Annotated in this window: 22 protein-coding genes; 16 read left to right on the top strand and 6 right to left on the bottom strand. The window is 41.6% G+C overall.

The annotated features are described in order from the left end of the window. Window positions 1–73 precede the first annotated feature (73 nt). Entirely contained in the window at window positions 74–1,483 is a 1,410-nt protein-coding gene (ccoG, locus tag IPZ60_RS07840) for a cytochrome c oxidase accessory protein CcoG (protein WP_194197255.1), read from the top strand. A 174-nt stretch (window positions 1,484–1,657) separates the two neighbouring features. Further along, on the top strand, window positions 1,658–2,248 hold the full coding sequence (locus IPZ60_RS07835) for a FixH family protein (protein ID WP_194197254.1): 591 nt from the start codon (window positions 1,658–1,660) through the stop codon (window positions 2,246–2,248). An 89-nt stretch (window positions 2,249–2,337) separates the two neighbouring features. Here IPZ60_RS07835 and ttcA read toward each other — a convergent pair whose 3' ends face one another. Beyond that, the gene (gene ttcA / locus IPZ60_RS07830; RefSeq protein ID WP_370463024.1) at window positions 2,338–3,426 is read right to left on the bottom strand and encodes a tRNA 2-thiocytidine(32) synthetase TtcA; all 1,089 of its coding nucleotides are present in this window, start codon (window positions 3,424–3,426) and stop codon (window positions 2,338–2,340) included. Between the two features lie 279 nt (window positions 3,427–3,705). Between ttcA and queC the strand changes: the two genes are divergently transcribed. The 5 genes from queC (at window position 3,706) to IPZ60_RS07805 (ending at window position 8,744) form a co-directional block, all read left to right on the top strand. Then, entirely contained in the window at window positions 3,706–4,485 is a 780-nt protein-coding gene (gene queC, locus IPZ60_RS07825; protein ID WP_194197252.1) for a 7-cyano-7-deazaguanine synthase QueC, read from the top strand. Window positions 4,486–4,720: 235 nt separating this feature from the next. Then, the gene (locus IPZ60_RS07820) at window positions 4,721–5,050 is read left to right on the top strand and encodes a hypothetical protein (RefSeq protein WP_110922684.1); all 330 of its coding nucleotides are present in this window, start codon (window positions 4,721–4,723) and stop codon (window positions 5,048–5,050) included. Between the two features lie 167 nt (window positions 5,051–5,217). Then, the gene (locus IPZ60_RS07815; RefSeq protein WP_194197251.1) at window positions 5,218–5,715 is read left to right on the top strand and encodes a peroxiredoxin; all 498 of its coding nucleotides are present in this window, start codon (window positions 5,218–5,220) and stop codon (window positions 5,713–5,715) included. A 190-nt stretch (window positions 5,716–5,905) separates the two neighbouring features. Beyond that, window positions 5,906–7,396 (top strand): dihydrolipoyl dehydrogenase, encoded by a 1,491-nt coding sequence (locus IPZ60_RS07810; RefSeq protein ID WP_194197250.1) that lies wholly within the window; start codon window positions 5,906–5,908, stop codon window positions 7,394–7,396. A 151-nt stretch (window positions 7,397–7,547) separates the two neighbouring features. Next, window positions 7,548–8,744: a mechanosensitive ion channel family protein gene (locus tag IPZ60_RS07805; protein ID WP_227669281.1), complete on the top strand. Its 1,197-nt coding sequence runs from the start codon at window positions 7,548–7,550 to the stop codon at window positions 8,742–8,744. A gap of 23 nt (window positions 8,745–8,767) precedes the next feature. Here the strand turns inward: IPZ60_RS07805 and IPZ60_RS07800 are convergent, their stop codons facing one another. Both IPZ60_RS07800 and IPZ60_RS07795 read right to left on the bottom strand, forming a co-directional pair. Next, the gene (locus tag IPZ60_RS07800; protein WP_194197248.1) at window positions 8,768–9,742 is read right to left on the bottom strand and encodes a hypothetical protein; all 975 of its coding nucleotides are present in this window, start codon (window positions 9,740–9,742) and stop codon (window positions 8,768–8,770) included. A 175-nt stretch (window positions 9,743–9,917) separates the two neighbouring features. Then, window positions 9,918–10,430 carry a hypothetical protein gene (locus IPZ60_RS07795; RefSeq protein WP_194197247.1) on the bottom strand — a complete coding sequence of 171 codons (513 nt, stop codon included), beginning with the start codon at window positions 10,428–10,430 and terminating at the stop codon, window positions 9,918–9,920. Window positions 10,431–10,712: 282 nt separating this feature from the next. Between IPZ60_RS07795 and IPZ60_RS07790 the strand changes: the two genes are divergently transcribed. Further along, window positions 10,713–11,168, top strand: a complete 456-nt coding sequence (locus tag IPZ60_RS07790) for a hypothetical protein (protein WP_194197246.1) — start codon at window positions 10,713–10,715, stop codon at window positions 11,166–11,168. A 67-nt stretch (window positions 11,169–11,235) separates the two neighbouring features. On the opposite strand, the gene IPZ60_RS07785 is transcribed toward IPZ60_RS07790, so the two are convergent. Beyond that, the gene (locus tag IPZ60_RS07785; RefSeq protein ID WP_194197245.1) at window positions 11,236–11,871 is read right to left on the bottom strand and encodes a response regulator transcription factor; all 636 of its coding nucleotides are present in this window, start codon (window positions 11,869–11,871) and stop codon (window positions 11,236–11,238) included. Window positions 11,872–12,059: 188 nt separating this feature from the next. Here IPZ60_RS07785 and rlmKL point away from each other — a divergent pair, with 188 nt between their 5' ends. The 7 genes from rlmKL to IPZ60_RS07750 all read left to right on the top strand — a co-directional run bounded on the left by rlmKL (window position 12,060) and on the right by IPZ60_RS07750 (window position 20,519). Next, the gene (gene rlmKL / locus IPZ60_RS07780; protein WP_194197244.1) at window positions 12,060–14,366 is read left to right on the top strand and encodes a bifunctional 23S rRNA (guanine(2069)-N(7))-methyltransferase RlmK/23S rRNA (guanine(2445)-N(2))-methyltransferase RlmL; all 2,307 of its coding nucleotides are present in this window, start codon (window positions 12,060–12,062) and stop codon (window positions 14,364–14,366) included. Window positions 14,367–14,703: 337 nt separating this feature from the next. Then, the gene (locus IPZ60_RS07775; protein ID WP_110922677.1) at window positions 14,704–15,279 is read left to right on the top strand and encodes a TerD family protein; all 576 of its coding nucleotides are present in this window, start codon (window positions 14,704–14,706) and stop codon (window positions 15,277–15,279) included. A 227-nt stretch (window positions 15,280–15,506) separates the two neighbouring features. After that, window positions 15,507–16,574 carry a DUF475 domain-containing protein gene (locus IPZ60_RS07770; protein ID WP_110922676.1) on the top strand — a complete coding sequence of 356 codons (1,068 nt, stop codon included), beginning with the start codon at window positions 15,507–15,509 and terminating at the stop codon, window positions 16,572–16,574. Window positions 16,575–16,798: 224 nt separating this feature from the next. After that, window positions 16,799–17,728 (top strand): glutaminase, encoded by a 930-nt coding sequence (locus IPZ60_RS07765; RefSeq protein ID WP_227669280.1) that lies wholly within the window; start codon window positions 16,799–16,801, stop codon window positions 17,726–17,728. Window positions 17,729–18,197: 469 nt separating this feature from the next. After that, window positions 18,198–18,773: a TerD family protein gene (locus IPZ60_RS07760; RefSeq protein ID WP_110922674.1), complete on the top strand. Its 576-nt coding sequence runs from the start codon at window positions 18,198–18,200 to the stop codon at window positions 18,771–18,773. A 240-nt stretch (window positions 18,774–19,013) separates the two neighbouring features. Continuing rightward, a complete protein-coding gene (locus tag IPZ60_RS07755) occupies window positions 19,014–19,766 on the top strand; it encodes a TIGR00266 family protein (protein ID WP_194197243.1) in 753 nt (250 codons plus the stop codon). A 144-nt stretch (window positions 19,767–19,910) separates the two neighbouring features. Next, a complete protein-coding gene (locus tag IPZ60_RS07750) occupies window positions 19,911–20,519 on the top strand; it encodes a TerD family protein (RefSeq protein ID WP_110922672.1) in 609 nt (202 codons plus the stop codon). 118 nt (window positions 20,520–20,637) lie between these two features. On the opposite strand, the gene IPZ60_RS07745 is transcribed toward IPZ60_RS07750, so the two are convergent. Continuing rightward, window positions 20,638–21,918, bottom strand: a complete 1,281-nt coding sequence (locus IPZ60_RS07745) for a TerD family protein (protein ID WP_194197242.1) — start codon at window positions 21,916–21,918, stop codon at window positions 20,638–20,640. Window positions 21,919–22,249: 331 nt separating this feature from the next. Here IPZ60_RS07745 and IPZ60_RS07740 point away from each other — a divergent pair, with 331 nt between their 5' ends. Continuing rightward, entirely contained in the window at window positions 22,250–23,398 is a 1,149-nt protein-coding gene (locus IPZ60_RS07740) for an ATP-grasp domain-containing protein (RefSeq protein ID WP_194197241.1), read from the top strand. Between the two features lie 226 nt (window positions 23,399–23,624). Here IPZ60_RS07740 and IPZ60_RS07735 read toward each other — a convergent pair whose 3' ends face one another. Next, window positions 23,625–24,368 (bottom strand): MHYT domain-containing protein, encoded by a 744-nt coding sequence (locus IPZ60_RS07735; protein ID WP_194197240.1) that lies wholly within the window; start codon window positions 24,366–24,368, stop codon window positions 23,625–23,627. Between the last annotated feature and the right edge of the window lie 84 nt (window positions 24,369–24,452).

The following is a 24,452-nucleotide window of genomic DNA, read 5'->3' as shown; positions in this document are numbered from 1 at the left end:
TCACACATCTTATGATTAAAGATGTTTGTTCATCATGCCAGCAAACTGATTCTTTTTTTAAAGAGGCACGTTTATGTCAGCACAACAACCCAATAAAATCCCTGTACAGCAAATTGACTTGGATGCCACCAAGCACCGTGTTCATCCTAGGTTCATTAAAGGCTTTTATCAAAATATTCGTATCATCACAATGTATGCCCTATTGGCTGCTTTTTTGCTTTTGCCATGGCTACGTTACAATGGCCGACAAGCAATATGGTTTGATGTTCCCTCACAGCATTACTATATTTTTGGTACGACCTTTCTGACTCAGGACTTTTATTTCATTGCCGCTTTTGCCATTATTGCCGCATTCATGCTATTCATGGTGACTGTTTATGCAGGCCGTGTATGGTGTGGTTATGCTTGTCCACAGACGATTTGGACACACTTGTATCAGTATGTTGAAAAGTGGATCATTGGTGATCGCAATAAGCGCATAAAGTTCGATAAAGAACCAATGAGCGCACAAAAAGCCTTTAAACGCTCTGCTGTATATTTTATTTGGTTTGTACTTTCAGTTATCACAGCAGCGACTTTTGTAAGCTACGTCGCTGGCACAGACTATCTGTACCAAAGCTGGCAAATGATTGGGGTTGTCCCAATTCCTGATTGGCCAACATGGGTATGGGTATCGATGTTTATTTTTACCTTTGCCACCTATGCCAATGCAGGCTATATGCGTGAGCAGATGTGTATCCAGATCTGTCCTTATGGTCGCTTTCAGAGTGTGATGTTTGATAAAGATACACTGGTTGTATCCTATGACTACGAACGTGGTGAGCCACGTGGTGCACGCAAAAAAGGCACAAACCCTGAGCATTTGGGCGACTGTATTGAGTGTACAATGTGTGTGCAGGTCTGCCCTACTGGTATCGATATTCGTGACGGATTGCAGGTGGGTTGTATTCAGTGTGCCGCTTGTATTGATGCCTGTAATGATATTATGGACAAAGTAGGCTACCCTCGTGGGCTCATCCGCTACACGACAGAACGACAGCTGGCAGAAAAAGAAGATACCCGTGTATTCAGTCCACGCTTATTTGCCTATTTAGCAGTTATTTCTATTTTATGTGGTGGTCTTGTTTATGCATTGACGGATCGTGTGCCCTTAGAGATTGATATTCGTCGTGACCGTAATCAGTTGTCATCCATAAACAATCAAGGCATGATTGAGAACAGTTATATTGTTAAACTGACCAATAAAACGCAGAATCCTCATGCCTATAAAATAACACTAGCACCGAAAGATGGTTTGAGTTTAGAGCTACGATTTAATGATGTGCCACTAGAGGCAGGCGAAAGCTTTGATATGCCGGTTAGTATCTATGGAGACCCAGATGTTATCGATTTCGAACAGACGCCCATCACTCTAAATGTGACCAGTGAAGATGGACAATATAAAGTCAGTAAACAGAATGTCTTTACTACTCAAGGTCAGTAGGCTTCAATAAACTATTGAGCGCCTCGCTAGTATATAATTATACATATTACCTGTTGGCCTATGACTAGCAGGTAAACCATTTATCATTACACTGGCAGCATGTAGCCGTCAGATGGTTCGTTGATACAGTTTATAGATGTCTGACAAACCAGATATCTGATTAATAGGTACTTTATGTCTAATCCAGCATCAAACTTTAAGCATCAAGACACTCAGCCATGGTATAAAAATTACATGGTCGTTATCTTTGTGATTGGCATGCCAGCATTTGTGGTAGTAGCCTGTATCTACTTTGTTTACTATTCTTATCAGATTCGGGACAGTGTCGTACGTGACGATTGGTATATGGATGGCAAGACTCTTTATCAAGATGTGTCACGTGACAAGCTGACTTATGATTTAGACCTACATGGCAAAATGCAATTTGCTGATAATGGGGATGTTACCTTCTATTTAGATTATCCTGAGCAAAGCTTGCAATCAGGTAAATTATTAAATGGTACGCCGCTCGTTTATCCAGAACAGCTAAATCTGTCTATCTCGCATGCCACTGATATCAAAAAAGACCATGATGTGATATTGCAGCACCAAGAAGGTAATAAATATAGCGCGCGAGTCGATATGGATCCAGTAAAAGCCAAATACTATCTGCAAGTCAGTAACGGCGGTACAAATAACTGGCGTATGCAAGATGTCGCCAAGCTACCACGTTCAAATGTTAGTTTTGTACCCTTACAAGCTTTCGAAAAAAAACAACCTGATTGATCAGATATAATCTGCAGATGTAAAAAAACCAGCCATTAATAAATAATGAGCTGGTTTTTTTATCAGTTATATTTTTAGCAAGTAAAGTGTTAAATAACAGGATTAATCGTTGGGATTTTCTGTGCTGTACGACTGACTTCTGACGCTTGATCCGATTCTGGCTGTTGCTGTTTATCACTCATAAACTTCGGACTAAACGTTTGGGTCTTTGGTGATATAGGCAAGCCAATTTCGGCAAGACTATCGGTCTGCCCTGCTTGAATATTATCCCCTTCAAACAAACGCTCGTTGTCATCACGATCAAGACTCAACCCTTCAAAGTCAAATAATTCACGATCTGCTAATTGCGATGGGGCAACGTTTTGCATTGCTTTGAAAATAGAAGCCAAACGCTGTGGATGAGCATCGTCCCATTCTCGCAGCATATCATTGATAATGGCTCGTTGTAGATTGGTTTGGCTACCACACAAGTTACATGGAATGATTGGGAATTCTTTCAATTTGGCGTATTCAATGATGTCTTTTTCTTCGACATAAGCCAGTGGACGAATAAGCATGTTTTGCTTATCATCGCTCAATAGTTTAGGTGGCATAGACTTGAGCGTACCGCCATGGAATAAGTTTAAAAAGAACGTCGCCAACATATCATCGCGATGATGACCAAGTGCAATCTTGGTGGCACCAATCTGCTTAGCAAAACCATATAACGAGCCGCGGCGCAGACGTGAGCAGGCAGAGCAATAAGTCTTACCTTCTGGCACCACGCTTTTAACGATACTATAAGTGTCTTTTTCTAAAATATAATGAGCGATGCCCTGTTCGTTCAAATACGCGGGCAAAATGTCTTCGGGATAGCCAGGTTGTTTTTGATCGAGGTTCACCGCGACGATATCAAAGTTAATCGGGGCAATACGCTTGAGCAATAACAAGATATCAAGCAACGTATAGCTGTCTTTGCCGCCTGACACACAGACCATCACCACATCACCCTCTTCGATCATATTAAAATCACGAATCGCCCAAGATACTTGTCTACGCAGTTTTTTCTGTAGCTTGCGGAACTGTGCTGATTGAGTAGGTGATAACTGCTCCGCCATCAAATCATCCTCAGCGGTATCATCATCTTCCATGCCATCAGTCTCTAAAGTATGGTCAGCCATACCTGCATCAGCAGACATCTCATCAAACTCTGGCGTAATTTTTGGCGTAAACAAGGTCGCTGCAGTCATAAGTTACTCAATATCTTTACAAGGGTGATTTTGCTATACAGCAAACTGCTATTACAGTGCTGTCAGACATAATAGGCAAGCACTAACACTGATGCTTTAAAAGCAGCGATTATAACAAAATTTGCTAACAGTTTGAAAAGAGGACATTAAATAATGGCTTCATGGTTCTGTAACGGCTGGATTTTTGCTAAAATAACCATTTTTCGTAAACCAATAATAGATACCATTATGACTAACGTTACCTCACAAAGTACCGCCGATAACACAGCGCTTGATAGCGAACTAGATAGCCTTCACAACAACCAAAATGCCGTCGTACTATTGTCAGGCGGGCTTGACTCGGTTACTTGTTTATATTGGGCAAAAGCACGCTATGCCTCTGTGACAGCCGTCAGCTTCAATTATGGTCAACGTCATAATAGTGAACTTGTCGCAGCCAAGACTATCGCTGAGACGGCTGAAGTTAATCACAGAATTATCGATATCGACATCGCTCAACTCGGCGGCTCATCCCTGACAGATCATAATATGATCGTTCCTGACGGTGATTCAGATAAATTCCCTAATAAAAACCGTGATGAAATCGATAACGACGCCATTCCTAACACTTATGTCCCTGCCCGCAACACCATATTTTTATCGTATGCGCTAGCAGTGGCAGAAGTGGCTGATGCCAATCATATCGTCATCGGGGTCAGCTCAGTCGATTACTCTGGCTATCCTGATTGCCGTCCGGAATACATTGCTGCCTTTGAGCATATGGCCAACCTTGCCACAAAAGCAGGCGTCACTGGACACCATTTATCGATTCAAACGCCATTGCAGCAGTTGTCCAAAGCAAAAACTATTGAGCTTGGCTTATCACTCGGTGTCGATTATGGACAGACCATTTCCTGCTACCGTGCCGATGAAAACGGCCTTGCTTGCGGTGTATGCGACAGCTGTACATTACGTCGTCAAGGCTTTGAACAAGCTGGCGTTGCTGACCCTACCCACTATCAATCTTAGCAAATAGTATAAGCGGAGTCTTATTACGATTCATACTAAATAATGGCAGTGCTCAACATTAGCGCAACATTCGCTTGCATTAACACAGCATGTCGCCATTGTATTTTAGTCAATATACTTGCTATGGTATGGGCGATTGCCTTCATCGAAAGTCACAAGTACCCATACCAATCATCACCTATTAGTGCTTTTAGTACAAAATATAAGAACTGATGCCACCTGTAAGAGGATATTTATGAAGTTATTACCAATATTACCTTTAGCTCTAGCTGCTATTTTTGCGATGCCACAAGCGAACGCTGCCGATATCAAAAAAGAAAATATCAATACTTGCATTGATGGTGCGGTCAAATACAAAGTCGCGGATAAAGGCACTGCTACCAAGCTGTGTAATTGCACCATTGACGTCCGTAGCAACATGACCATCGGTCAAATGTGGGAAATAGAAAGCTACGCGCAAGATAAAAAAGACCCTTCTGGCCTACCTTATGTCAAAAAAATGCAAAAAGAACTGCAGCAATGCACCGTTGGCTTAGACTTAAAGCAACCACAAAAACCTGCTTAATTGACAACTTGCTCAACATACAAAAGACTGGTCATTACCAGTCTTTTTTGTTGGGAATAGACAAGTAAAATGTAAAACTCATTATGAATTCCAATGAATCCCCCTATAATAAGAATACGATAACTAAATACAGCCAATATATAATCAAAATTAATAAGGACTTTATAATGGCAAAGCCAACCACAGAAAACCTCACACTACCTGACTTCCCAATCACCATAGTACGAGAGCTAGATGGCAACTTCGTCCATGACGAGATAAACCTAAAAGAGATGATCAGCAATACCAATAAAGGACTTATTCTTTACTTTTATCCAAAAGACAATACGCCTGGCTGTACCACGCAAGCGACAGAGTTTACCGCTCATCTCAACGACTTTGATGAACTAGGCTATGACATCATCGGTGTCTCACGTGATAGCGTTGAGTCTCACGAAAAATTCATCGCTAAACAAGACCTAAACATCGCGCTTATTAGTGATACTGACGAAAAACTTTGCCAGTACTTTGACGTTATTAAAGAAAAAAATATGTATGGAAAAATAACGCTCGGCTTAGTCCGTTCCGCATTTGTTTTCGATACGGATGGTACGCTAACTCACGCTCAGCGCAATCTACGTGCCAAGGGCTATACCGAACGGTTGCTTGAAATATTAGCGCCTTAATCAACATAACCTCTTAACCAATACAGCCATAAATCACGACAGTCATAAATGATATAAAGTTACTTTTATATAAAGCCATTTTTATACAAAGTCACTTTAAAATAAGCACTGATAATAACGACAATAATAATGCGGTGCCAAATACTAATAAAAGCATTCAAGGCTACCGCCTCCATAATGTGAGAATACTATGAATAAACAATCTGAGACTGGTGTTGATAATGCAGCACCCAAAGTCACTCGCAAAGTATCCGTAGCCGTCATCGGTGCAGGTACCGCTGGTCAAAATGCCTTTCGCCAAGCCAGCAAAATTCATGACGACATTGTCATTATCAATGATGGCTTTTGGACAACCACTTGTATCCAAGTCGGCTGTATGCCAAGTAAACTATTGATTGCAGCCGCTGAGCGTGCTCATAATGCTAAAAGTTCTGCTAAATTTGGTGTTCATGCTACCGTTCAGATAGATGGTAAGCAAGTCATGCAGCGTGTCCGTGATGAGCGCAATCACTTTGCTAGCTACATCAAAAAACAAGTCGAAGGATGGCCTGATGATAAGAAAATAGATGGTCGAGCTCATATCAATAAGCAAGGGCTCATCGAAGTCAATGATGAGCTAATCGAGGCAGAACAAATCATTATCGCAACTGGTAGCTCCCCGTTCATTCCAGACGGTTGGACTGAGAAGCTGGGCGATACGATACTCACTTCTGATAACGTCTTTGAGCTCACAGATCTACCGAAAACGATGGCAGTCGTTGGTGCAGGTGCGATAGGATTGGAGATAGCTCAAGCGTTGACACGTTTAGGTGTGGACGTGACATTATTCAATCGAGTCAAACGTGTTGCCGGACTCAAAGATGACGATATCAATAACAAAGCAATTGATTGCCTGAGTGGTGAGTTAACCATGCATTTGGGTAGTGAGATTAATAATGTCGGCACCCAGACAAATGCAGAGCATAAAACAGCATTTATTGATTATGAAGACAGTGCTGGCGAGTCGAAACAATGGCAAGGTGAATACGTACTAGTCGCGACAGGACGCCGTAATAATATCAAACAGCTAGGCGTTGAAAACCTAGGTGTCGAACTTGATGACAAAAATCGCCCAAAAGATTTAAGTAAAAAAACAGGTAAGATTGGTGATTCAAACGTTTATATTGTGGGTGATGCCAACGCACATATTCCATTGCTACATGTGGCCAGTGATGAAGGCTATAGTGCGGGAAGTATGGTCTGCGAAAACGAAGAAAACGCCTATATTCGCCCACCCGCCACACCATTCTCTATCGTGTTTTGCTCACCGCAAATCGTCAATGTTGGTATGTCCTTGCCAGAAATTCAACAAGACTCAAATCTAGAGCATGTGATCGGCAGCGTCAGTTTTGATAATCAAGGCCGCAGTCGTGTGATGGGCGTCAATTGTGGTTTATTACATATATATGGCTGTAAAAAAACAGATAAGATCTTAGGGGCTAGCATGGTAGGCCCTGATGCTGAATATATTGGTCATATTTTGGCATCAGCAATTACCAATGATTTGAGTGTCAAAGACATGCTTGACACGCCTTTTTATCACCCAACGATATTGGAAGGTCTACGCACTGCTTTACGTGATGTGCAGCATAAAATGGAGATACCTTATCAGTATCAAGACACTCAGAAAAATAGCTCTTAATTATCAGCTCAGTCGCACCTGCAAAACAGGTATACTCAGTGTCAATCAGCACATCTCTTATGTTTGATTGCACTGATGATTTAAGGTAACTTATAATCCTATACCTTATGTTAAATACTTTGCATATACCAGAATCTGCATGGACCAAAAAATGCCAATCGCTAGTATTACTGATTTTTTCAAAGAGATCATACGTGATCTCCATACTAGCCTCTATCTTGCGCTTGGTGGATCTGCAGATGAAGAGTCACTTGACTGGTCATCTCAAGCAGTGGATCTGGCAAGTACTGGCATCAAAATCCTAATACTGCTTGCAGTATTAGGATTTTTTTATTGGTTGGCTATTTATATCCTCAAACAAAGCAAAGCGAAGATACGTTTAAATGAGCGTCGAACCAAAATTGTACGCTCAGTGCTGCGCTATATCTGGGTTGTAGCTAGCTTAATCGCTATCATGAGTCAGATTTACTTTGAACCAGATACCATCAAAGCGACGGCAAAGGCCAGTACGTGGGCCGGTATCTACTATGTGCTTTGGGCCTCTTCAGGGCAAATTATCCATAGAGTGTTACAGCATTATGGCCTCAACGCCTCCATAGAGCAGCTCCTCAAAAACATCTTGTCCGTGCTGCTATTGGTACTCGGACTTGCCAGCGTTATGGCGCAGTTTGGCTTTGATATCGTCTCACTAGTAGCGGGTTTGGGTATTGTAGGTCTAGCAGTTGGTTTTGCTGCTCAATCGACGCTTGCTAACTTTATCGCTGGTATTACTATTTTACTTGAGCAGTCCTTTCAAGTTGGCGACTGGATTCATATCAATGAGAATGAGGGCCGTGTGGTACTTATCGCCTTACGTACCACTCATATTTTGACTCGAGACAATATCACTGTCATTATCCCGAATTCTAATGTTGCTTCCTCTGAGGTAATCAACCTAACCTCCAAGAACTTCATACGCTTTGATGTTCGTGTACGTATTGCTTTCGAAGATGATATTGACACTGCCCGTAAGGAAATCTTGCAAGTGCTTACCGACACCGAGGTGGTACTTAGCCGTCCTGAAACCTCGGCCACCGTGGCAGAGATTGGTGAGTATGGTGTGTTCTTTATCGTACGTTTTTGGGTTAAGCCAGCCGCTGTGGCACGTATGCCGAAAATCAAAGAACATTTGAGAGAAGATATCAAGTGCGCTTTCGATGCAGCAAACATCTCAACCCCTTATCCACATATGCGTTTGCTGATGCCAAAAGACGTCGACTACCCTATCGCAACTAAACCGTTTGCAACGACGACACAACGGGTAGCACCAGACAGTCATATCCACCCTGAAAACAACATTCAGCCTTAATATCAAATAAAACCAATAATAGTTTATGGTTGTTCTGTTAGTGTAATAAAATTTTGTACGCATTCAATAGACTGCTCATGACATTGCTCAAGGTATTTAAAGACGCTTAAATCGGTATAGTGTACATAATTATCTATGGCGACTCTTGTACTATCTGACTCTAAGAAATGCCCATGACTGTCTACCTTTCCTGCCAGCGACGGATACGCCAACACAATATAATCTTGGAATTCTGTACGGCCAAGATTATGATCTGGCAATTGATCAAACGGCCCGTCATAAAAATTATTCAAATACGAATTTTTTTGTACAATACCTACCAGTATTTTTCGCGATGGTACAGTCGTGTTGTCATGAAAATATACAAACCCTGTTCGAGCACCTACGCTAACATGCGGTGACACATCATAGTAATATTCGTAATCTTGGCTCTGGTCTAATAGATAATAAAATTGCTTGGTTTTATGATTGAACACAAACGCAAATTTCACGCCAGATTCATCTTGCATATTGCCTAAAAAATCTTCATTGCTAATAGACTCATAATCGCTTGTTGGAATGTTCAAACCAACCGTTTTATTGATACCTTTATAATGTAACTGATACTTCTGTGGTGCTATCTTGGTTAGTATTAAGCCATCTGCACTCGAATATATTTTATGGTGGGTTTCAGACTGTCTTCCGCCTTCCCCTTCAACATCATAATAATAAGCAAACGATACTTCATTTTTAGCGACTAAATCATGACTAAACAGCAGATTACCGCGTATTAAATTGCCATGATGATAAAACCAAAAATAGTAGTACCCTTCGGTGGGATAGACGGTCATTATGCTTGGCGTGTTATCCATCACCGTTAATAGAACGGAATCGATATCCGTCTCATCAACAGTATCATAGGCTGATAAGTTATCTATCATTGCTTGATTGGTGTAGATGGTTGCCATAGAGACCGTAGGTAATAAGATGAATAGCAAGCAATATATTAAAGGTTTCATAAGGGTACTATCCTACCGTTAAGTGGATACTCGCTGAACAGATAGTTTATGAGCGATTCGATTACTTTACGGCTAAAAGTCACTCACCGACACCGATGATGCTATATTTCAACATAACCGTAAACATGCATTTATCGCTAGCAATTATTTTCTGTCAAGTTGATAATCAGAAACCTTACTCTCTTTTGAAAGAATCCAATTTCATTTGCTCATCACTCAACTCTGCTTTGTCTTGAATACCATGAGTGGCTTTGTTAGATTTTCGATTACTATGGCGCTTTGACGAAGCTGGATAATGATTCGGGCGTGCCACTTTAGAAATCAGCGTCGACTCTTTGCGCACATGTATGTCTTGCGACGATTCACTACTTTGATGATGGCTAAATTCTAGCGATTCAGAGACCACTCTAGGATGCTCATTTTGAGGTTGTGATATCTGTAGAGATTGTGGCTGAGTCTGTCGAATAGATTGACTGGATCTCAAAATGAGATTGCCTGAGTCTGAAATACTGGCACCCTCTCCGCATTTATCAGCATTATTAACCGCACCAAATGCCTCATCACAGGCTTTATCGCCTACTGAACTCAATATGACATTACTCGGTTGAATATAAGCAACTTTATCTTGCGCTTGTGCAGTAACAGCAGGCACAGTCAATAATAAAAATAATATCACCGGCATTTTCATAATGGTCACGCTCCATATTTATTTATCTCGGCTTTTCACCCGTCTATCTCAGTTGTACCGCTATTTTTATATCATCTAATAACAAAATAGTGGGCTATCCATCACTGTAAACCAATCTCATAACAGACATAACTGTAGAGTTCTACAGGTACAATTGTCATGAGTACTTGCTATGATAATCAGGTATATAGAACGTTTTTTAGGTAGTCTCAGGTAGCTATCGACTCTATCAATATGAGGGTTACCTTACTTTATCATTGGATGATTCTAAGGAGTAATACTATGAAAATAGTAACAAAAACACTGATAGGTATTAGCATGGTGCCACTACTGTCTACTATGGCATTTGCCGGTCCCGGCGGTGGTAAGGTGATCGTACAAGATATTTCAATCAGCCCTTCTATCACATCGCAAACTCTATCATCTGACAGACCCATTCCATCAACAGCCAGTTCTGATTCAGATGAAATCATACAAAGTACTCATCATCGTTCACGTTCAGATCATGACCTAAATCCTGAAGAATATGATAACGACGATATGACATTAAAAGATCATAACTGGAGCACTTCTCGCAAAAACAAGAAGCCCAATCGCAACGGCATCTTAAAAGCGGCTGTACCGCGTCATGAATTTACAGTAAGTAAAACGGAGAGAGAAACAATAGAAAACCCTGACACACTGAAAGAGAAGAAAGAGCCCACAAACCTTAAATTGAGACCCAATCGAGAACAATAGAAGAAAGTACTAAAAGTACTAAAAGTAACGCTGTACCAGCACCTTGCTACTACATAGCCATGCTGAGTTAATTTATATCAATCAACCCATGATTGACCGCTTGTACTATGGCGTGTGTGCGGTTAGAAACTTCTAGCTTTCTAAGGCAGTTGCTCATATGAAAGCAAACGGTTCGCTGGGAGATACCGAGATCGCGTGCGATTTTTTTGTTGCTATCCCCTTTTACAATGCAGGTTAGCACTTCGATTTCACGTACAGTGAGTTGAGGTTTATTAATTTTGGCTATGATAGGTTTCAGACTGGCCAGTAATGATGGGGATATGAATTTTTTGCCTGTACGAACCTGCTTGATAATGGCTAATAAATCTATAAAGGCCGTATTTTTTAACACATAACCTGACAATCCAATATTGAGTAATTGCTGTGCTTTAGCGCCATCATTGACAGTAGTCAATGCAATCAATTGCGTGATGAGTGATTGCTTTTCAACCGAGAGAACGATGTTTTCGACATCTATACCAGACATCGTGACATTCATTAAGACAATATCTGGCTCATACTGTTCTATTAGATGTAATGTTCGATCGCCATCAGTCGCATGGCCTACAATATCTAGCCATTCCACACGTGCAAGCAAAAGCATCAACCCTTCCAAAAATATTGGATGGTTGTCTGCTACGATTACTGTGGTTATCGTCTCCATTTTTTTAGTATAGAACAAATATTGCGTTAACTTACCAGTTTATTACTGGTTTATTGAACACCGTGACATTCAATCTTATAATCCTAGATAGCTTTTAAACTAAATTTATTGAAATATGGTAAAATTGTCGGTTAAACATCTTATTTTATGATGTGCATTAATTATCAATTTAGCCCACAGGTATCCGTATGACCGAAACAACCGCGCCCTCAACTTTAGTAGCAGCTTCGCCAGAGTTGTCGCTTGACCTTATCATCACTTGTGCCGATGGGCTTGAGGCACCGCTACAGACCGAACTGACCAGTTTTGGTATTGCCAGCGAAGTCAAAAGTACGGGCCGTTTAGCGGTTACGGGTACTTTACGCGACCTATATACTATCTGTCTTTGGTCACGAGTCGCCTCTCGTGTGTTAATGCTGATTAAACGTAAAAACATCAATGCCGAGTACGATGTAGCTGAGCAAATTTATGGGTTGGCAAAATCAGTCAATTGGACTGAGCAGTTTAGCTTGGAGCAAACGTTTGCGATTCGTCTCTCTGTAGACAAGCGCGTTGCCGTCAGCCAGCAGTTTGCGATGCTGCGTATTAAAGATGCGATTGCCGATACATTTAATGAAGTTTATGACAGCCGCCCTAACGTCGATAGCAAAAATCCAGATTTTTCTATTTTTGCGACCGTGAATGACAAGCAAGCTGAGCTGTATTTAGATTTATCAGGTACCAGCCTACATCGCCGTGGTTATCGTGTGGCGATGACCGAGGCACCACTCAAAGAAAACTTGGCGGCTGCCCTTCTCTATAGCGCAGGCTGGCACAAAAAGAACGAAGATGGTAATGCGCCTTTCTACAATGCATTAATCGACCCTATGTGTGGCTCTGGAACGTTCATCATTGAAGCGCTACTCATGCATTGTGATTATGCGGTTGGTATCGATAAGGCCGCCAATCAATTTGGTTTTTATCAATGGCAGCATCATGACGATGTGCTCTGGCAAGAAATGATCAATGATGCACAGACACGTTTCCGCGAAGCGTTGGAGATTGCAAACGAGCAGCCTGACACCCTACCGCTAATCTTAGGTTTCGACGCTGATAGTGGTGCAATTCTTGCCACAGAAAAAAATATCATTGCCGCAGGTTTACAAGATTTACTCCCGCTACTCGATATCGAGACTCGCGCCCTTGACCAGTTGGGTGCTGTATTAAGTCCCCTCGTCAGTGATGGTCGATTGAGCAATCCTTTAATTATCACCAACCCACCTTATGGTGAGCGTTTGGGTGATGAGGAAATGATTAAGCCGTTATATCAAGCGATTGGTCTTATTTTGCAAGATAGCTTTGCCGGTAGTGGCGTTGATCCGATGCTTGGCATACTGGCATCTCATGTCGAACAAGTCGATATCTTACCGATCAAAGAACCAAAAACGTTGCGTTGTCATAATGGTGCTATCACCGTTTATTTCCGCTATGGCACCCTAATTGCTGGACAAACGGGCAACCTCGTGAGTCGCTTTGAGAAACGTGAGATTGAAGTAGAAGATGGACAAGACTTCATCAACCGCTTGCAAAAAAATCTGGCTAAACTGAAGAAACTGGCGAAAAAAGACAACGTCAGTAATGTACGTGTCTACGATGCTGACCTGCCAGATTTCAAAGTCGCGATCGATTTATACGGTGACTACGCGCATGTACAAGAGTATGCACCACCAAAAACTATCCCGCCTGAGACAGCTAAAAAGCGCTTTAACTTGGCATTGATGGGTATCCGTGAAGTGTTTGGTATTAACCGCGAACAAATCTTTATCAAAACGCGTGCACGCCAGTCTGGTAATGATCAATATAGCAAGCAGAACACCACAGAAAAACGTGGCAAGTTTCATGTTGCGCGCGAAGACGGCGCTTATCTTTACGTGAATTTTACAGATTATCTTGATACTGGTCTGTTCATCGATCACCGTAACATGCGTGCCCGTATCAAGGACAACAGTCGCGGCAAGGCGGTATTGAACTTATTTGCTTATACTTGTACGGCGAGTGTTCACGCTGCATTGGCTGGCGCGAAAAAAGTCACCAGTGTCGATTTGTCACAGAACTATCTAGATTGGGGCAAACAGAACTTTGTACTCAATGGCTTGGACGTTAGCCGCAATAAATACCAGTTCGTTGCTGCTGACATCTTCGAATGGATTAAAGACAATACCGAGCAGTTCGATATTATCTTCATTGATCCACCGACCTTTTCAAACTCTAAAAAGTTTCAAGGTACTTTTGATGTACAGCGTGACCATGCTGCCCTTATCAATCGTGCGATGAATCGCCTGACATCAGATGGTGTGTTGTACTTCTCAAACAACTTTACTCGCTTTGAGCTAGATGAGCAGTTGACTGAGCGCTACGATATTGTTGAGATTACGCAAAAGACTATTGGCTTTGATTTCAATATCAAAAAACCAATTCATCAGAGCTTTGAGATTCGCCATCGTCAGAGTTTCTAAGCGACAGTCCATAATTTTAGGCCTATCATCAGAGCTTTTAAATGACAGCTTTTAGATAAGAATTTATAGATGACTAATCATATAAACGGTCATCTAGTAAGCCACTAAATCTTAAGTTTTACGCTCAATTTTTTATGAAACATAACAATGACCCAATCAGCTTTGATTGGGTCATTTTTTGTTGTTATGATAGGGCGTTATTAAGCAATAGTTTTGCGGCGATAATTTTTTGATAATGTTAATCCCACTATCGATTTTTCTCGCTTAGCTGTACTTCTTTGCATAGTTATTGCTTTAATATTGCACCTCTCCCTACTCTAATAACAAGGATATTCTCATGGCTTTATCACTTAATAAAGGCGGTAACTTATCGCTAACCAAAACGGATCCAAACCTAACCAAGCTACTTATCGGTCTTGGCTGGGATGAGCGTGCCACATCAGGCGCAGAGTTTGATCTTGATGCAAGCGTATTCTTGCTAAGTGGTGCTGGTAAAGTGCGCGGTGACCATGACTTCATCTTTTATAACCAGCTTAAATCTGACAATGGTGCCGTTGAACATACTGGTGATAACCGTACTGGCGAAGGTGATGGTGATGATGAAGTCATCAAAGTAAACCTAACTCAAGTACCCGCTGATGTCGACAAAATCGTCGTCACCGTGACTATCCATGATGCTGCGGCACGTAGTCAAAATTTTGGTCAAGTAGCTAACGCCTTTATCCGTGTCGTTAATGAAGAAACAGGCACCGAAGTCGTGCGTTTTGATTTGGCTGAAGACTACTCTGTCGAGACGGCAATGGTATTTGGTGAAGTATATCGCCATAACGGTGAATGGAAATTCCGCGCCGTTGGTCAAGGCTATTCAGGTGGTCTACAGGCGATGTGTCAGCAATATGGCGTTGATATTTAAAACCCTATTCTATTAACATTTAGGTGCTTATCAATCGTCGTTATCACGTCTAAAACGTAAAGCTGACATAGTTGCAAATAGTCACAATTTATAGTGACCAAATGACTAGTAATGCTCTGCGTTTCGTTTAGAATTACCTATCAAAGGTGGTTAGCAATAACCACTTTTTTGCAGTTTGTGTCTATAATAGGCCGACCTTAGCTTTACGCAACCAGACAGGATGTGTCATGAGACATTTTTATTTAGATTTTATCTTCACAGCTATTGCCCTAGCGGTAGCGGCATGGTGGGGATATTCACATGGCGGTATGGGTGGCATGATATCCACCTTATCTATTACCGCTATTTTGGCCGTCATGGAGATTTCATTATCGTTTGATAATGCGGTGGTCAACGCTTCAGTTCTCAAGGGCTGGGACGAATTTTGGAAGAAGATATTTTTAACCGTTGGTATTTTGATTGCAGTATTTGGTATGCGCTTGGTCTTCCCTATTGTCATCGTCGCGGTTACCGCTGATCTTGGCATGATGGAAGTTATCAATCTAGCGCTGTATCAACCAGAAGAATACTCAGCCAGACTAATGGCGCATCACGCTGAAATCTCAGCATTTGGTGGTATTTTCCTACTATTGGTTTTCTTGAACTTCATTTTTGATGAAAAAGAAGTCCATTGGTTTGATTGGCTAGAGAGCCGTTTGGCTAAGCTTGGCAAAGTCGATGCTATGAGCGTGTTTGTCGCTCTCATTGTCTTAATGATTGCCGTATCATGGGCCAGCGCTGAGCAGTCGGGTGCCGTCTTAATTGCAGGTGTCTGGGGTATTCTCGTTTATCTTGGCGTACAGGTTGTCTCTGGCATGCTCGAAGGTGATCTCGAAGAAGGCTTAGAGAACGAAGAAAGCGGTTCGGGTGCTGCGGCGACTAGCGCTATCATGAAAGGCGGTATCATCGGTTTCTTATACTTAGAAGTTCTTGATGCTTCATTCAGTTTTGATGGTGTTATTGGTGCATTTGCCATTACCAACGACGTTATTGTCATCATGTTGGGTCTTGCCATTGGTGCGATGTTTGTACGCTCTATGACTATCTTCTTAGTCGATAAAGGTACGCTTGATGAGTTTGTCTATCTCGAGCATGGCGCACATTATGCGATTGGTGCATTAGCAATTATCATGCTGTTGTCGGTTAAGTTCCATGTACCAGAACTCATTACTGGTCTGATCGGCATTACCTTCATTGGTTGGGCATTTGTTGCATCACTTAATTATCGTAAGGCTGAAAAGGCAAGTCTGAATTAAGGCATGTCGTTCATATAGCATCTAGTGATGTATTTAAGCAGGTCATATCAAAAAATTGATATGACCTGCTTTTTTTAGCTTAATTAAAGCGACAGGTTATAAATATATGAGGCATTCATCGGTATACCAGATTGACCAATCATTAAGATGCAATTACATGATTACTATCATTCTTTATTCAGTTAAAATCCCATCCTTTAATAACATTATAAAAATACGACTACATGATTAATATACAAAAAATTCTTGATGACATTGCTAAAGAAATGGCAAATGAAACCGATCGTGGCAAAGTAGCAGATTATATCCCGCAACTGGCTCATGTCGACCCAAACCAGTTTGGTATTGCGGTAGCGACACCTGACGGACAAGTCTATACAGCGGGTGATGCGCGTACACTATTTTCTATTCAAAGTATCTCAAAGGTATTCACCTTAACCATCGGTCTCGGCAAATTAGGTAATGCACTCTGGACACACGTCGGTCGTGAACCATCTGGCGACCCTTTTAATTCGATTATGATGCTAGAGCACGAATCTGGTAGGCCGCGTAACCCCTTCATCAATGCGGGTGCGATTGCGGTAGTGGATGCCATCATGATGGGACATGAACCGAAAGAGACACTGGGCGAGATACTACAATTTGTTCGCTTTATCGCAGATGACGACTCAATCAGTTTTGATCACAAAGTGGCTGCATCCGAAATGGCACATAAAGATCGAAATGCGTCATTGGCCTACTTTATGAAATCCTTTGGTCGTCTAAAGCATGACGTGGATAAAGTCTTGGGTACTTATTTTCATCAATGCTCGATTGCGATGAACTGCCAACAGTTAGCTCAAGCTGGCCTATTTTTAGTGTCTAATGGTATTAATGAGCACACAGGCGTTAGGGTTATCAATGCACAGCGTTCTCGACGGATTAATTCGCTGATGATGATGTGTGGTCATTACGATGGCTCTGGTGAGTTTGCTTATCGTGTCGGTCTACCAGGTAAGAGTGGTGTTGGCGGTGGTATTTTGACGATAGCACCAGGTGAAGGTTCAATCGCCGTCTGGTCTCCAGGGCTCGATCATATAGGCAACTCTAAGCTTGGAACCAAAGCATTAGAGCTGTTTGTACAAGAAACTGGCTGGTCTGTTTTCGGCGACTAAAGACTATCATCTAATACTTTTATCGATAAGTTGTTTAAGACGATGTGCACCGTTAAATATGACAAGTTTTACTCTGGGTCATGCTAAATATATTGGCATGACCCTTTTTCGTTTTAAAGCTATTTTTTAAGAAAGCGTGTTTCTATTAGCTAAACGCTGACTCTTCTTGTTTAATCTACAAATGGTGATAGACCAACAATTTACTTTTGATAACAACACCTTAAGTATTGCTATCAAGATTGTTAAAAAGTATCAGATATACAGGGACATTATGTCTCTTAGGAAACATATAGTAAGTGCACAAAATACGCCTTGCTTACTAAGCAAACGCTTAGTATAGTAAAACGTAATGATATGCAGGCCGTGACATGTAGGTAGAGTTATTAACTGTGTACGCTTACGTATCAACCTTTGCACCATTTTCAGTTCATTTTTTTATTATTTAATTACCAATCAATAGGATATTTATATGGCTATTAGCTTAACAAAAGGCGGCAACGTAAACTTATCAAAAGAAGCGCCAGGCTTAACCAATATTACAGTCGGTCTTGGCTGGGATCCACGCGCTACTGACGGTCAAGAGTTTGACTTAGATGCGATTGGCTTTTTGGTCAATGAAGCAGGTAAAGTACGTAACGACCAAGATTTCATTTTCTTTAACAACCTAAAGTCAGACAATGGCGCTGTTGAGCACACAGGCGACAACCGTACTGGTGAAGGTGATGGCGATGATGAAGCTATTAAAGTAAATCTAGCGAGCATTCCAGCTGACGTTAATAAAGTAGCACTTTGTGCTATCATTTATGAAGGTCAAGCCCGTAACCAAAACTTCGGTCAAGTAGGCGAAGCTTACATCCGTATCGTTAATGACAATGGCGGCAGTGAAATTGCACGCTATGACCTATCAGAAGACGGCAGCACTGAAACGGCAATGATTTTTGGCGAGCTATATCGTCACAGCGGCGACTGGAAATTCCGTGCCGTGGGTCAAGGCTTCAGCGGTGGTCTTGGACCATTAGCGGGCTCTTATGGCGTAAACGTATAAGCTTAGCTTTGACGTAATCGCTTAGCAAAATAAATATCGCAATCATATAGTTGATTACGATATAAATAAGCCATCAAGTGTGCCCTTTTAAAGCATTTGATGGCTTTAATGTTAATTGGCTAACCAAAAAAGCCAAAGTCTTAAAGATAGCTTATATAGAACCATATACAGAAACAGCCATATACATAAATATAGCTATCAAGCGCACATATTAAAAATTAGAATAAGGATTTGTAAATCATGGCTGCAACATTTAGCTTAATCGGTACCATCGAACCTTTTTTACATTGTAATCTCAAAAAAGGCGACTCGATTTATTGTGAAGCCAATGCAATGGTGATGATGGAATCAAACCTTGAACTAAAAGGTAAGCTGCAAGGCGGGTTAATGCAGTCACTGATGCGCCGTTTCGCTAATGACGAGTCATTATTTCAACAGCAAATCGAAGCGGTCAATGGTGAAGGTGATTGCTTGCTTGCACCCACGCTTGATGGTGATATGCAAATCATTGATTGCGGTGCTCAGCAGTATACGTTGAGCGATGGTGCTTTTGTAGCGGCGCAAACTGGCGTTGATATCAGAGCCAATATTCAACGCAACCTTGGCGGTGCGGTATTTGGTGATACTGGTGGCTTCATGGTTATGCAGACGCAAGGCCAAGGTCAGGTCGTGGTATCAGGGTTTGGCTCACTGTTCGAGATCGATGTAGAACCCGGTAAAGACGTCATTATTGATAATGGTCACGTGGTCTGCTGGGACTCTAACTTAGATTATAAGCTGTCAGTGTCTACCAGCAAGAAAAAAGGATTCATGAGCAATATCATCAACTCTGTCACCAGTGGTGAAGGCATGGTATTGAACTTCTCTGGGACTGGCAAAGTCATTATCTGTTCGCGCAATCGTGATAGCTACCAAGGCTGGCTACAAAGCGTATTGGGTAGTAGCTCAGGCGGTCGCGGTGGCAGTAGCGGCTTATTAGGCAATATCTTGTAATTGTATAATGTCATATATAGATTTTATTCAACACTTTACTCAAAACTATTACAACATTTTTAAAAACTTAGATAGCAAGGAAGACGAGTGGTAACACTACACTCAGTTCATATTTCTCAATATTGATACTATAAGGATAATCACATGGCAGTTAGCTTACAAAAAGGTCAAAAAATCTCACTTAGCAAAGAAGCTGGTGGTGACCTCACGCAGGTAAAATTAGGTTTGGGCTGGGATGTCGCACAGGGACCACAAGAGAAAAAAGGTGGATTCTTAGGTAAATTATTCGGTGGCGGTAGTGGCGGCGACTCTATCGATCTTGATGCTTCATGCATCATGTTTGATAGCAATAAACAGGCGGTCGATGCTATTTGGTTCAGTCAGCTAAAATCAAAAGATGGCAGCATTGTACATACTGGTGATAACCGTACGGGTGATGGCGATGGCGATGATGAAGTCATCAACGTAGACCTATCTAGAATTCCTGCTAATGTTGTATCACTTGTCTTTACGGTTAACAGCTTTACTGGTCAGACTTTTGAGACCGTAGAAAATGCATTTTGCCGTATCGTCAATGCCAATAACAATCAAGAAGTGGCACGTTATAACTTATCAGCGCAAGGTGGACACACAGCGATGGTAATGGCAAAAGTTTATCGCCATAACAATGAATGGAAGATGCATGCCATTGGCGAAACAGCGTCTGGTCGCACTTTTCATGATTTGATGCCTGCTATCACACCGCATGCATAATTGACTCTAGAAAATTTTTGAATGTTAAAGCATATTCAACAAAAATAAGCCCTTCTATTATAGAAGGGCTTATTTTTTTGTACCAATCGATATTCTTGCAGCCGTTAATACTTAGTTACTATTTACTGCCGCGTTTCCAGCTAAACCCCCAATTAAAGGCTTTGTCCATTTCTTGGTGACCTTTAAAGTATTGGTTGATACGCTCAACATTGATACTGCCTTGTTGATTGACCAAACGAGCGATTGCACACATGGGCAAGTTGCCTGTGCCTTCTGTTAAACGCGTTTCAATCGGTGGCTGCTCTGGTACCGCAATGGTTACCACGCCATCTGTTTGTGCCCAGTTCGGTGCACCTTCGTAGATAAAGGCAAAGATAAAGACCTCCTCAATCTGCGACCACTGCTGACCATTGATATCCAGCCACTCACCGCCACTTATCTGACCTGTTCTGTCATCGGCGCGCAGACAAACATAAGGCGCTGATTGTAAGCTACCAAAACGATTACCCAACGCTTGGATAAGCGTTTTTTCACCGTTTTTCAGGTGAATCATCGCACCAACATCTAAATCAATACCACCCGCTTTATGTTGCTTGAACAGATCACCCAAGAGCCCTTTTTTGGGTGCTTTCTGATCAGCATTCGGTCGTTGATTCCAGTTTAAATTCACAGTAATTTTACCAAAATCATCACGTTTTTTGAGATTGATGCTAGATTGATTTTTAGTTAAGGTTACTTTGCTTAGGTTTATAGCAGGATTGGCTGGAATCGGTGGTGGTGTGTTTGCTTGAGGCGCACTACCCGCTTTTTGAGTATTGATTGGACGCTGCGTGTTGATAGGTTGAGCCTGACTCTGTGACTGATTTTGAGCTTGGTTCTGTGACTGGTTTGGAACTGGTGCCTCATCAGCGATCTCAACACCAAAATGCTCTGACAAAGGTTTTAGACCACCTTCAAAACCTTGAGCAATAAATCTAAACTTCCAACTGCCCTGCCTACGATAGCACTCAGCTAAAATAATTGCTTTTTCATTGCGCCCTGCACTACTAAGCTGACAAGTCATCAGTACTTGACTGCCTTGCAGTACTTGAATATCCACATCACCGACTTGAGCAAGTGTTTTATCACTAGAGAATGCCAGTGCTATTTTTTCAATATTTGCAGGTTGCGCTGGCAAATTGATGTCAAAAAAACCATCGCTATCATGACCTCGAAAACTCACACTGCTATCATCGCTACGTGTTTGCCCATAAAATATCATGTCTCCATCACCACGTACCTTACCATCGGCAGCTAGGCGATAAGCAGCACAATCAATCGCATTTTGGCTTAAGATACGAATGCTAATATTGTCCGTCGGTAGTGGCGCATTGGCACCTGCGATTAGGGTTTGACTCATTACTCATCCTTTCATTTATTTATTATATCAATGTATTTATTATGTCTACTATCAGCATATAGTAGCACGGTTATTACAAGGTTTTTAGTCGATACACGTCTTCTGTTAAGTGTTAAAAATCCCAAAATAAACCTTAAGCATTCTTATTCATACTATTTTATCAGTATCATTTATAACGACTAGCATTTGTATATAATAGCTCTACTATCAGCAATATGATGACTTGGATGGTTAGCTACATTTTTAGCTTATCTATATTGCTGTTGGTTTTGCGATGACGGTATTTCGTTATCCAATTATATCTAAAACTTACGATACTGCTGAGAGAACTATGGATAACACTGCTAACGATAATCACCCTACAATCTCAACTGCGGCTTGGTTAGCTGAAGGCCAGTCAAGCCAGCGTGATATGTTAGCCAGCCTACAAGCGCTAAAAACCCAGTCTGATGCATCATTCAACATCATCGCCTCACACCGTCACGACAGACCTGAGATTTTTGAGTTTGCGGATGATGTCTATCTCGAACCTACTATAGCTCCTATAGACAGCTGTGAGGAAGTTGACGTTGAACCTGAGCCCGTTATACCGCGTTGGCAGTTCGTCCTAGAACATGCTCAACAGCACAACGTAAAGGTATTATTGACTGGTCGAAATGGTATTGATTATGAGGCCCATCGAGAGGTATTTGATGCAGCAGGTATTCGCTTGTTGACTGGCGCAACCAGTGTTGCATCATTAGAATCAATCGATGATAAATTTGCTTTTATGCAACAGTGCCATTCTCATGACATACCTGTTGCTGATGCTTGGCGCTTTGATACGACTGAGCAGCTTGAGGCGCTACTTGCCGAACATGGCCATCAGCCTTTGTGTGTCAAACCAGTTACTGGTATTTTTGCGCAAGGGTTTTGGCGATTAGATTTAGGTAAAGCAGAAGAGGAGCAATACGATAGCTTTGAGCATTTGTACTTTACCGAAGAGAAAAAAATCAGTACTGCCCAATTTATAAATGCGTACACAAATAGCTTAATGGTGCATGAGCGCCCTATTCCGATGTTATTAATGCCTTACTTGTCAGGGCAAGAGTACTCTATCGATGTGGTATGCGAATATGGTGAAGTATTGGCTGCTATTACTCGTTATAAAACAGGGAAAATCCAGCATATCGGCTACGAGCAATCCGTTATGGATGTCGTCATTCCATTAATCAAAGCTTTCAACTGTGATGGTATCGTCAGTGTACAGACCAAGGCCGATGATGATGGTCAGCACCGTGTACTGGAGATTAATAGTCGCCCATCTGGTGGTATTGGTTACACAACTCATAGCGGTGTAGATTTAACACAGGTCGGCTTTGCCTACTGGTTGGGCTTGACTGATAAACCAAAGCTGGCTGATATCGCTCAGAAAATAACCCCATGCCAAGTACGTTCAATCATGATAGGTGTAAAAGTCGAAGAGCCAACAACGGATTAGAGTGTAGATAAACCCTTATCTATACATTGGCTATTCAACATAAAAAAAGGTTTTTAGAATAATATCTAAAAACCTTTTTTTGTATTAACCATTCAATAGACAGAACAGTCGTGGCTTATAGTCAATCCTCTATAAAAGAGTTATAGCGTTAACCTCGCTTGAAGTATCATATATACATCTGTACTCGGTCGCCTTGACTCTCTTTTCAACTGAATCAACTATATCATTACTCGCCAAATACTAAGTTTTCTTGTTTAGGAGCATTTTTAGATGCTAAGAACCATAGTAAGCCGAGTACAACTGCTGAGCCAATAAAGATGATAATCGATGAAGTAATCGCACCGTCATGTGTATGGCTCATAGACATTGTGTGACCAGCAGTAGCGCTCATTTCCATCGCTGCTACACCAGTATAATGCATACCACAAACAGCGATACCCATAATGAATGCACTACCAAAGCGCTGTACCGTACCGCGTAGATTAAATGCTAACCATAACGCAGCCATTGCTGCCACGATTGCAATGACAATCGAAGTGATTAAAAGTGGTATGTTATATGACATGGTTGCATCCATCTGCATTGAGGCCATACCGGTATAGTGCATTGCTGCAACTCCCAGTCCAGTAAGCACGCCACCACTGATCAACTTGGCAATACTCGACGAACCACGGCCGACGATGACAATACCAACGGCAACAAACAAAATAGCAAGTAGCATTGAAATAACGGTCAAACCCAAGTCATAAGTGACTGGCATTTTCATGTCAACGGCCATCATACCAATATAATGCATAGACCAAATCGCACCACCGATCGCGATTGAAGATAATGCTACCCAAAAGTACAGATCGCCTCCTGGTTTGGCTGATGGTACGCGAATGGCAAGGTTTAGACCAACAAAAGAACCAATAACGGCAATAACATACGAGATAGCAACCAAAAGCAGGTTATATTCAACTTCAATCATTTTTTCGACCTTTATATTTAATAAAAACTGAGCGTAAGCAATGTGCGTTTTAATGAACTGACATTGCTTTATGCATTTATTACT

Origin of the sequence: Psychrobacter sp. NG25 (assembly GCF_015234355.1) — a bacterium.
Lineage (GTDB): Bacteria > Pseudomonadota > Gammaproteobacteria > Pseudomonadales > Moraxellaceae > Psychrobacter.
The sequence above is the reverse complement of the archived record's forward strand: the minus strand, read 5'-3'. Positions and strand labels throughout refer to the sequence as shown.

Bases quoted from the DNA above. Each gene is read 5' to 3' on its own strand.
- ccoG (WP_194197255.1), top strand. From the start codon at position 74: ATGTCAGCACAACAACCCAATAAAATCCCTGTACAGCAAATTGACTTG.
- IPZ60_RS07835 (WP_194197254.1), top strand. From the start codon at position 1,658: ATGTCTAATCCAGCATCAAACTTTAAGCATCAAGACACTCAGCCATGG.
- ttcA (WP_370463024.1), bottom strand. From the start codon at position 3,426: ATGTCTGCTGATGCAGGTATGGCTGACCATACTTTAGAGACTGATGGC.
- queC (WP_194197252.1), top strand. From the start codon at position 3,706: ATGACTAACGTTACCTCACAAAGTACCGCCGATAACACAGCGCTTGAT.
- IPZ60_RS07820 (WP_110922684.1), top strand. From the start codon at position 4,721: ATGAAGTTATTACCAATATTACCTTTAGCTCTAGCTGCTATTTTTGCG.
- IPZ60_RS07815 (WP_194197251.1), top strand. From the start codon at position 5,218: ATGGCAAAGCCAACCACAGAAAACCTCACACTACCTGACTTCCCAATC.
- IPZ60_RS07810 (WP_194197250.1), top strand. From the start codon at position 5,906: ATGAATAAACAATCTGAGACTGGTGTTGATAATGCAGCACCCAAAGTC.
- IPZ60_RS07805 (WP_227669281.1), top strand. From the start codon at position 7,548: ATGCCAATCGCTAGTATTACTGATTTTTTCAAAGAGATCATACGTGAT.
- IPZ60_RS07800 (WP_194197248.1), bottom strand. From the start codon at position 9,742: ATGAAACCTTTAATATATTGCTTGCTATTCATCTTATTACCTACGGTC.
- IPZ60_RS07795 (WP_194197247.1), bottom strand. From the start codon at position 10,430: ATGAAAATGCCGGTGATATTATTTTTATTATTGACTGTGCCTGCTGTT.
- IPZ60_RS07790 (WP_194197246.1), top strand. From the start codon at position 10,713: ATGAAAATAGTAACAAAAACACTGATAGGTATTAGCATGGTGCCACTA.
- IPZ60_RS07785 (WP_194197245.1), bottom strand. From the start codon at position 11,871: ATGGAGACGATAACCACAGTAATCGTAGCAGACAACCATCCAATATTT.
- rlmKL (WP_194197244.1), top strand. From the start codon at position 12,060: ATGACCGAAACAACCGCGCCCTCAACTTTAGTAGCAGCTTCGCCAGAG.
- IPZ60_RS07775 (WP_110922677.1), top strand. From the start codon at position 14,704: ATGGCTTTATCACTTAATAAAGGCGGTAACTTATCGCTAACCAAAACG.
- IPZ60_RS07770 (WP_110922676.1), top strand. From the start codon at position 15,507: ATGAGACATTTTTATTTAGATTTTATCTTCACAGCTATTGCCCTAGCG.
- IPZ60_RS07765 (WP_227669280.1), top strand. From the start codon at position 16,799: ATGATTAATATACAAAAAATTCTTGATGACATTGCTAAAGAAATGGCA.
- IPZ60_RS07760 (WP_110922674.1), top strand. From the start codon at position 18,198: ATGGCTATTAGCTTAACAAAAGGCGGCAACGTAAACTTATCAAAAGAA.
- IPZ60_RS07755 (WP_194197243.1), top strand. From the start codon at position 19,014: ATGGCTGCAACATTTAGCTTAATCGGTACCATCGAACCTTTTTTACAT.
- IPZ60_RS07750 (WP_110922672.1), top strand. From the start codon at position 19,911: ATGGCAGTTAGCTTACAAAAAGGTCAAAAAATCTCACTTAGCAAAGAA.
- IPZ60_RS07745 (WP_194197242.1), bottom strand. From the start codon at position 21,918: ATGAGTCAAACCCTAATCGCAGGTGCCAATGCGCCACTACCGACGGAC.
- IPZ60_RS07740 (WP_194197241.1), top strand. From the start codon at position 22,250: ATGGATAACACTGCTAACGATAATCACCCTACAATCTCAACTGCGGCT.
- IPZ60_RS07735 (WP_194197240.1), bottom strand. From the start codon at position 24,368: ATGATTGAAGTTGAATATAACCTGCTTTTGGTTGCTATCTCGTATGTT.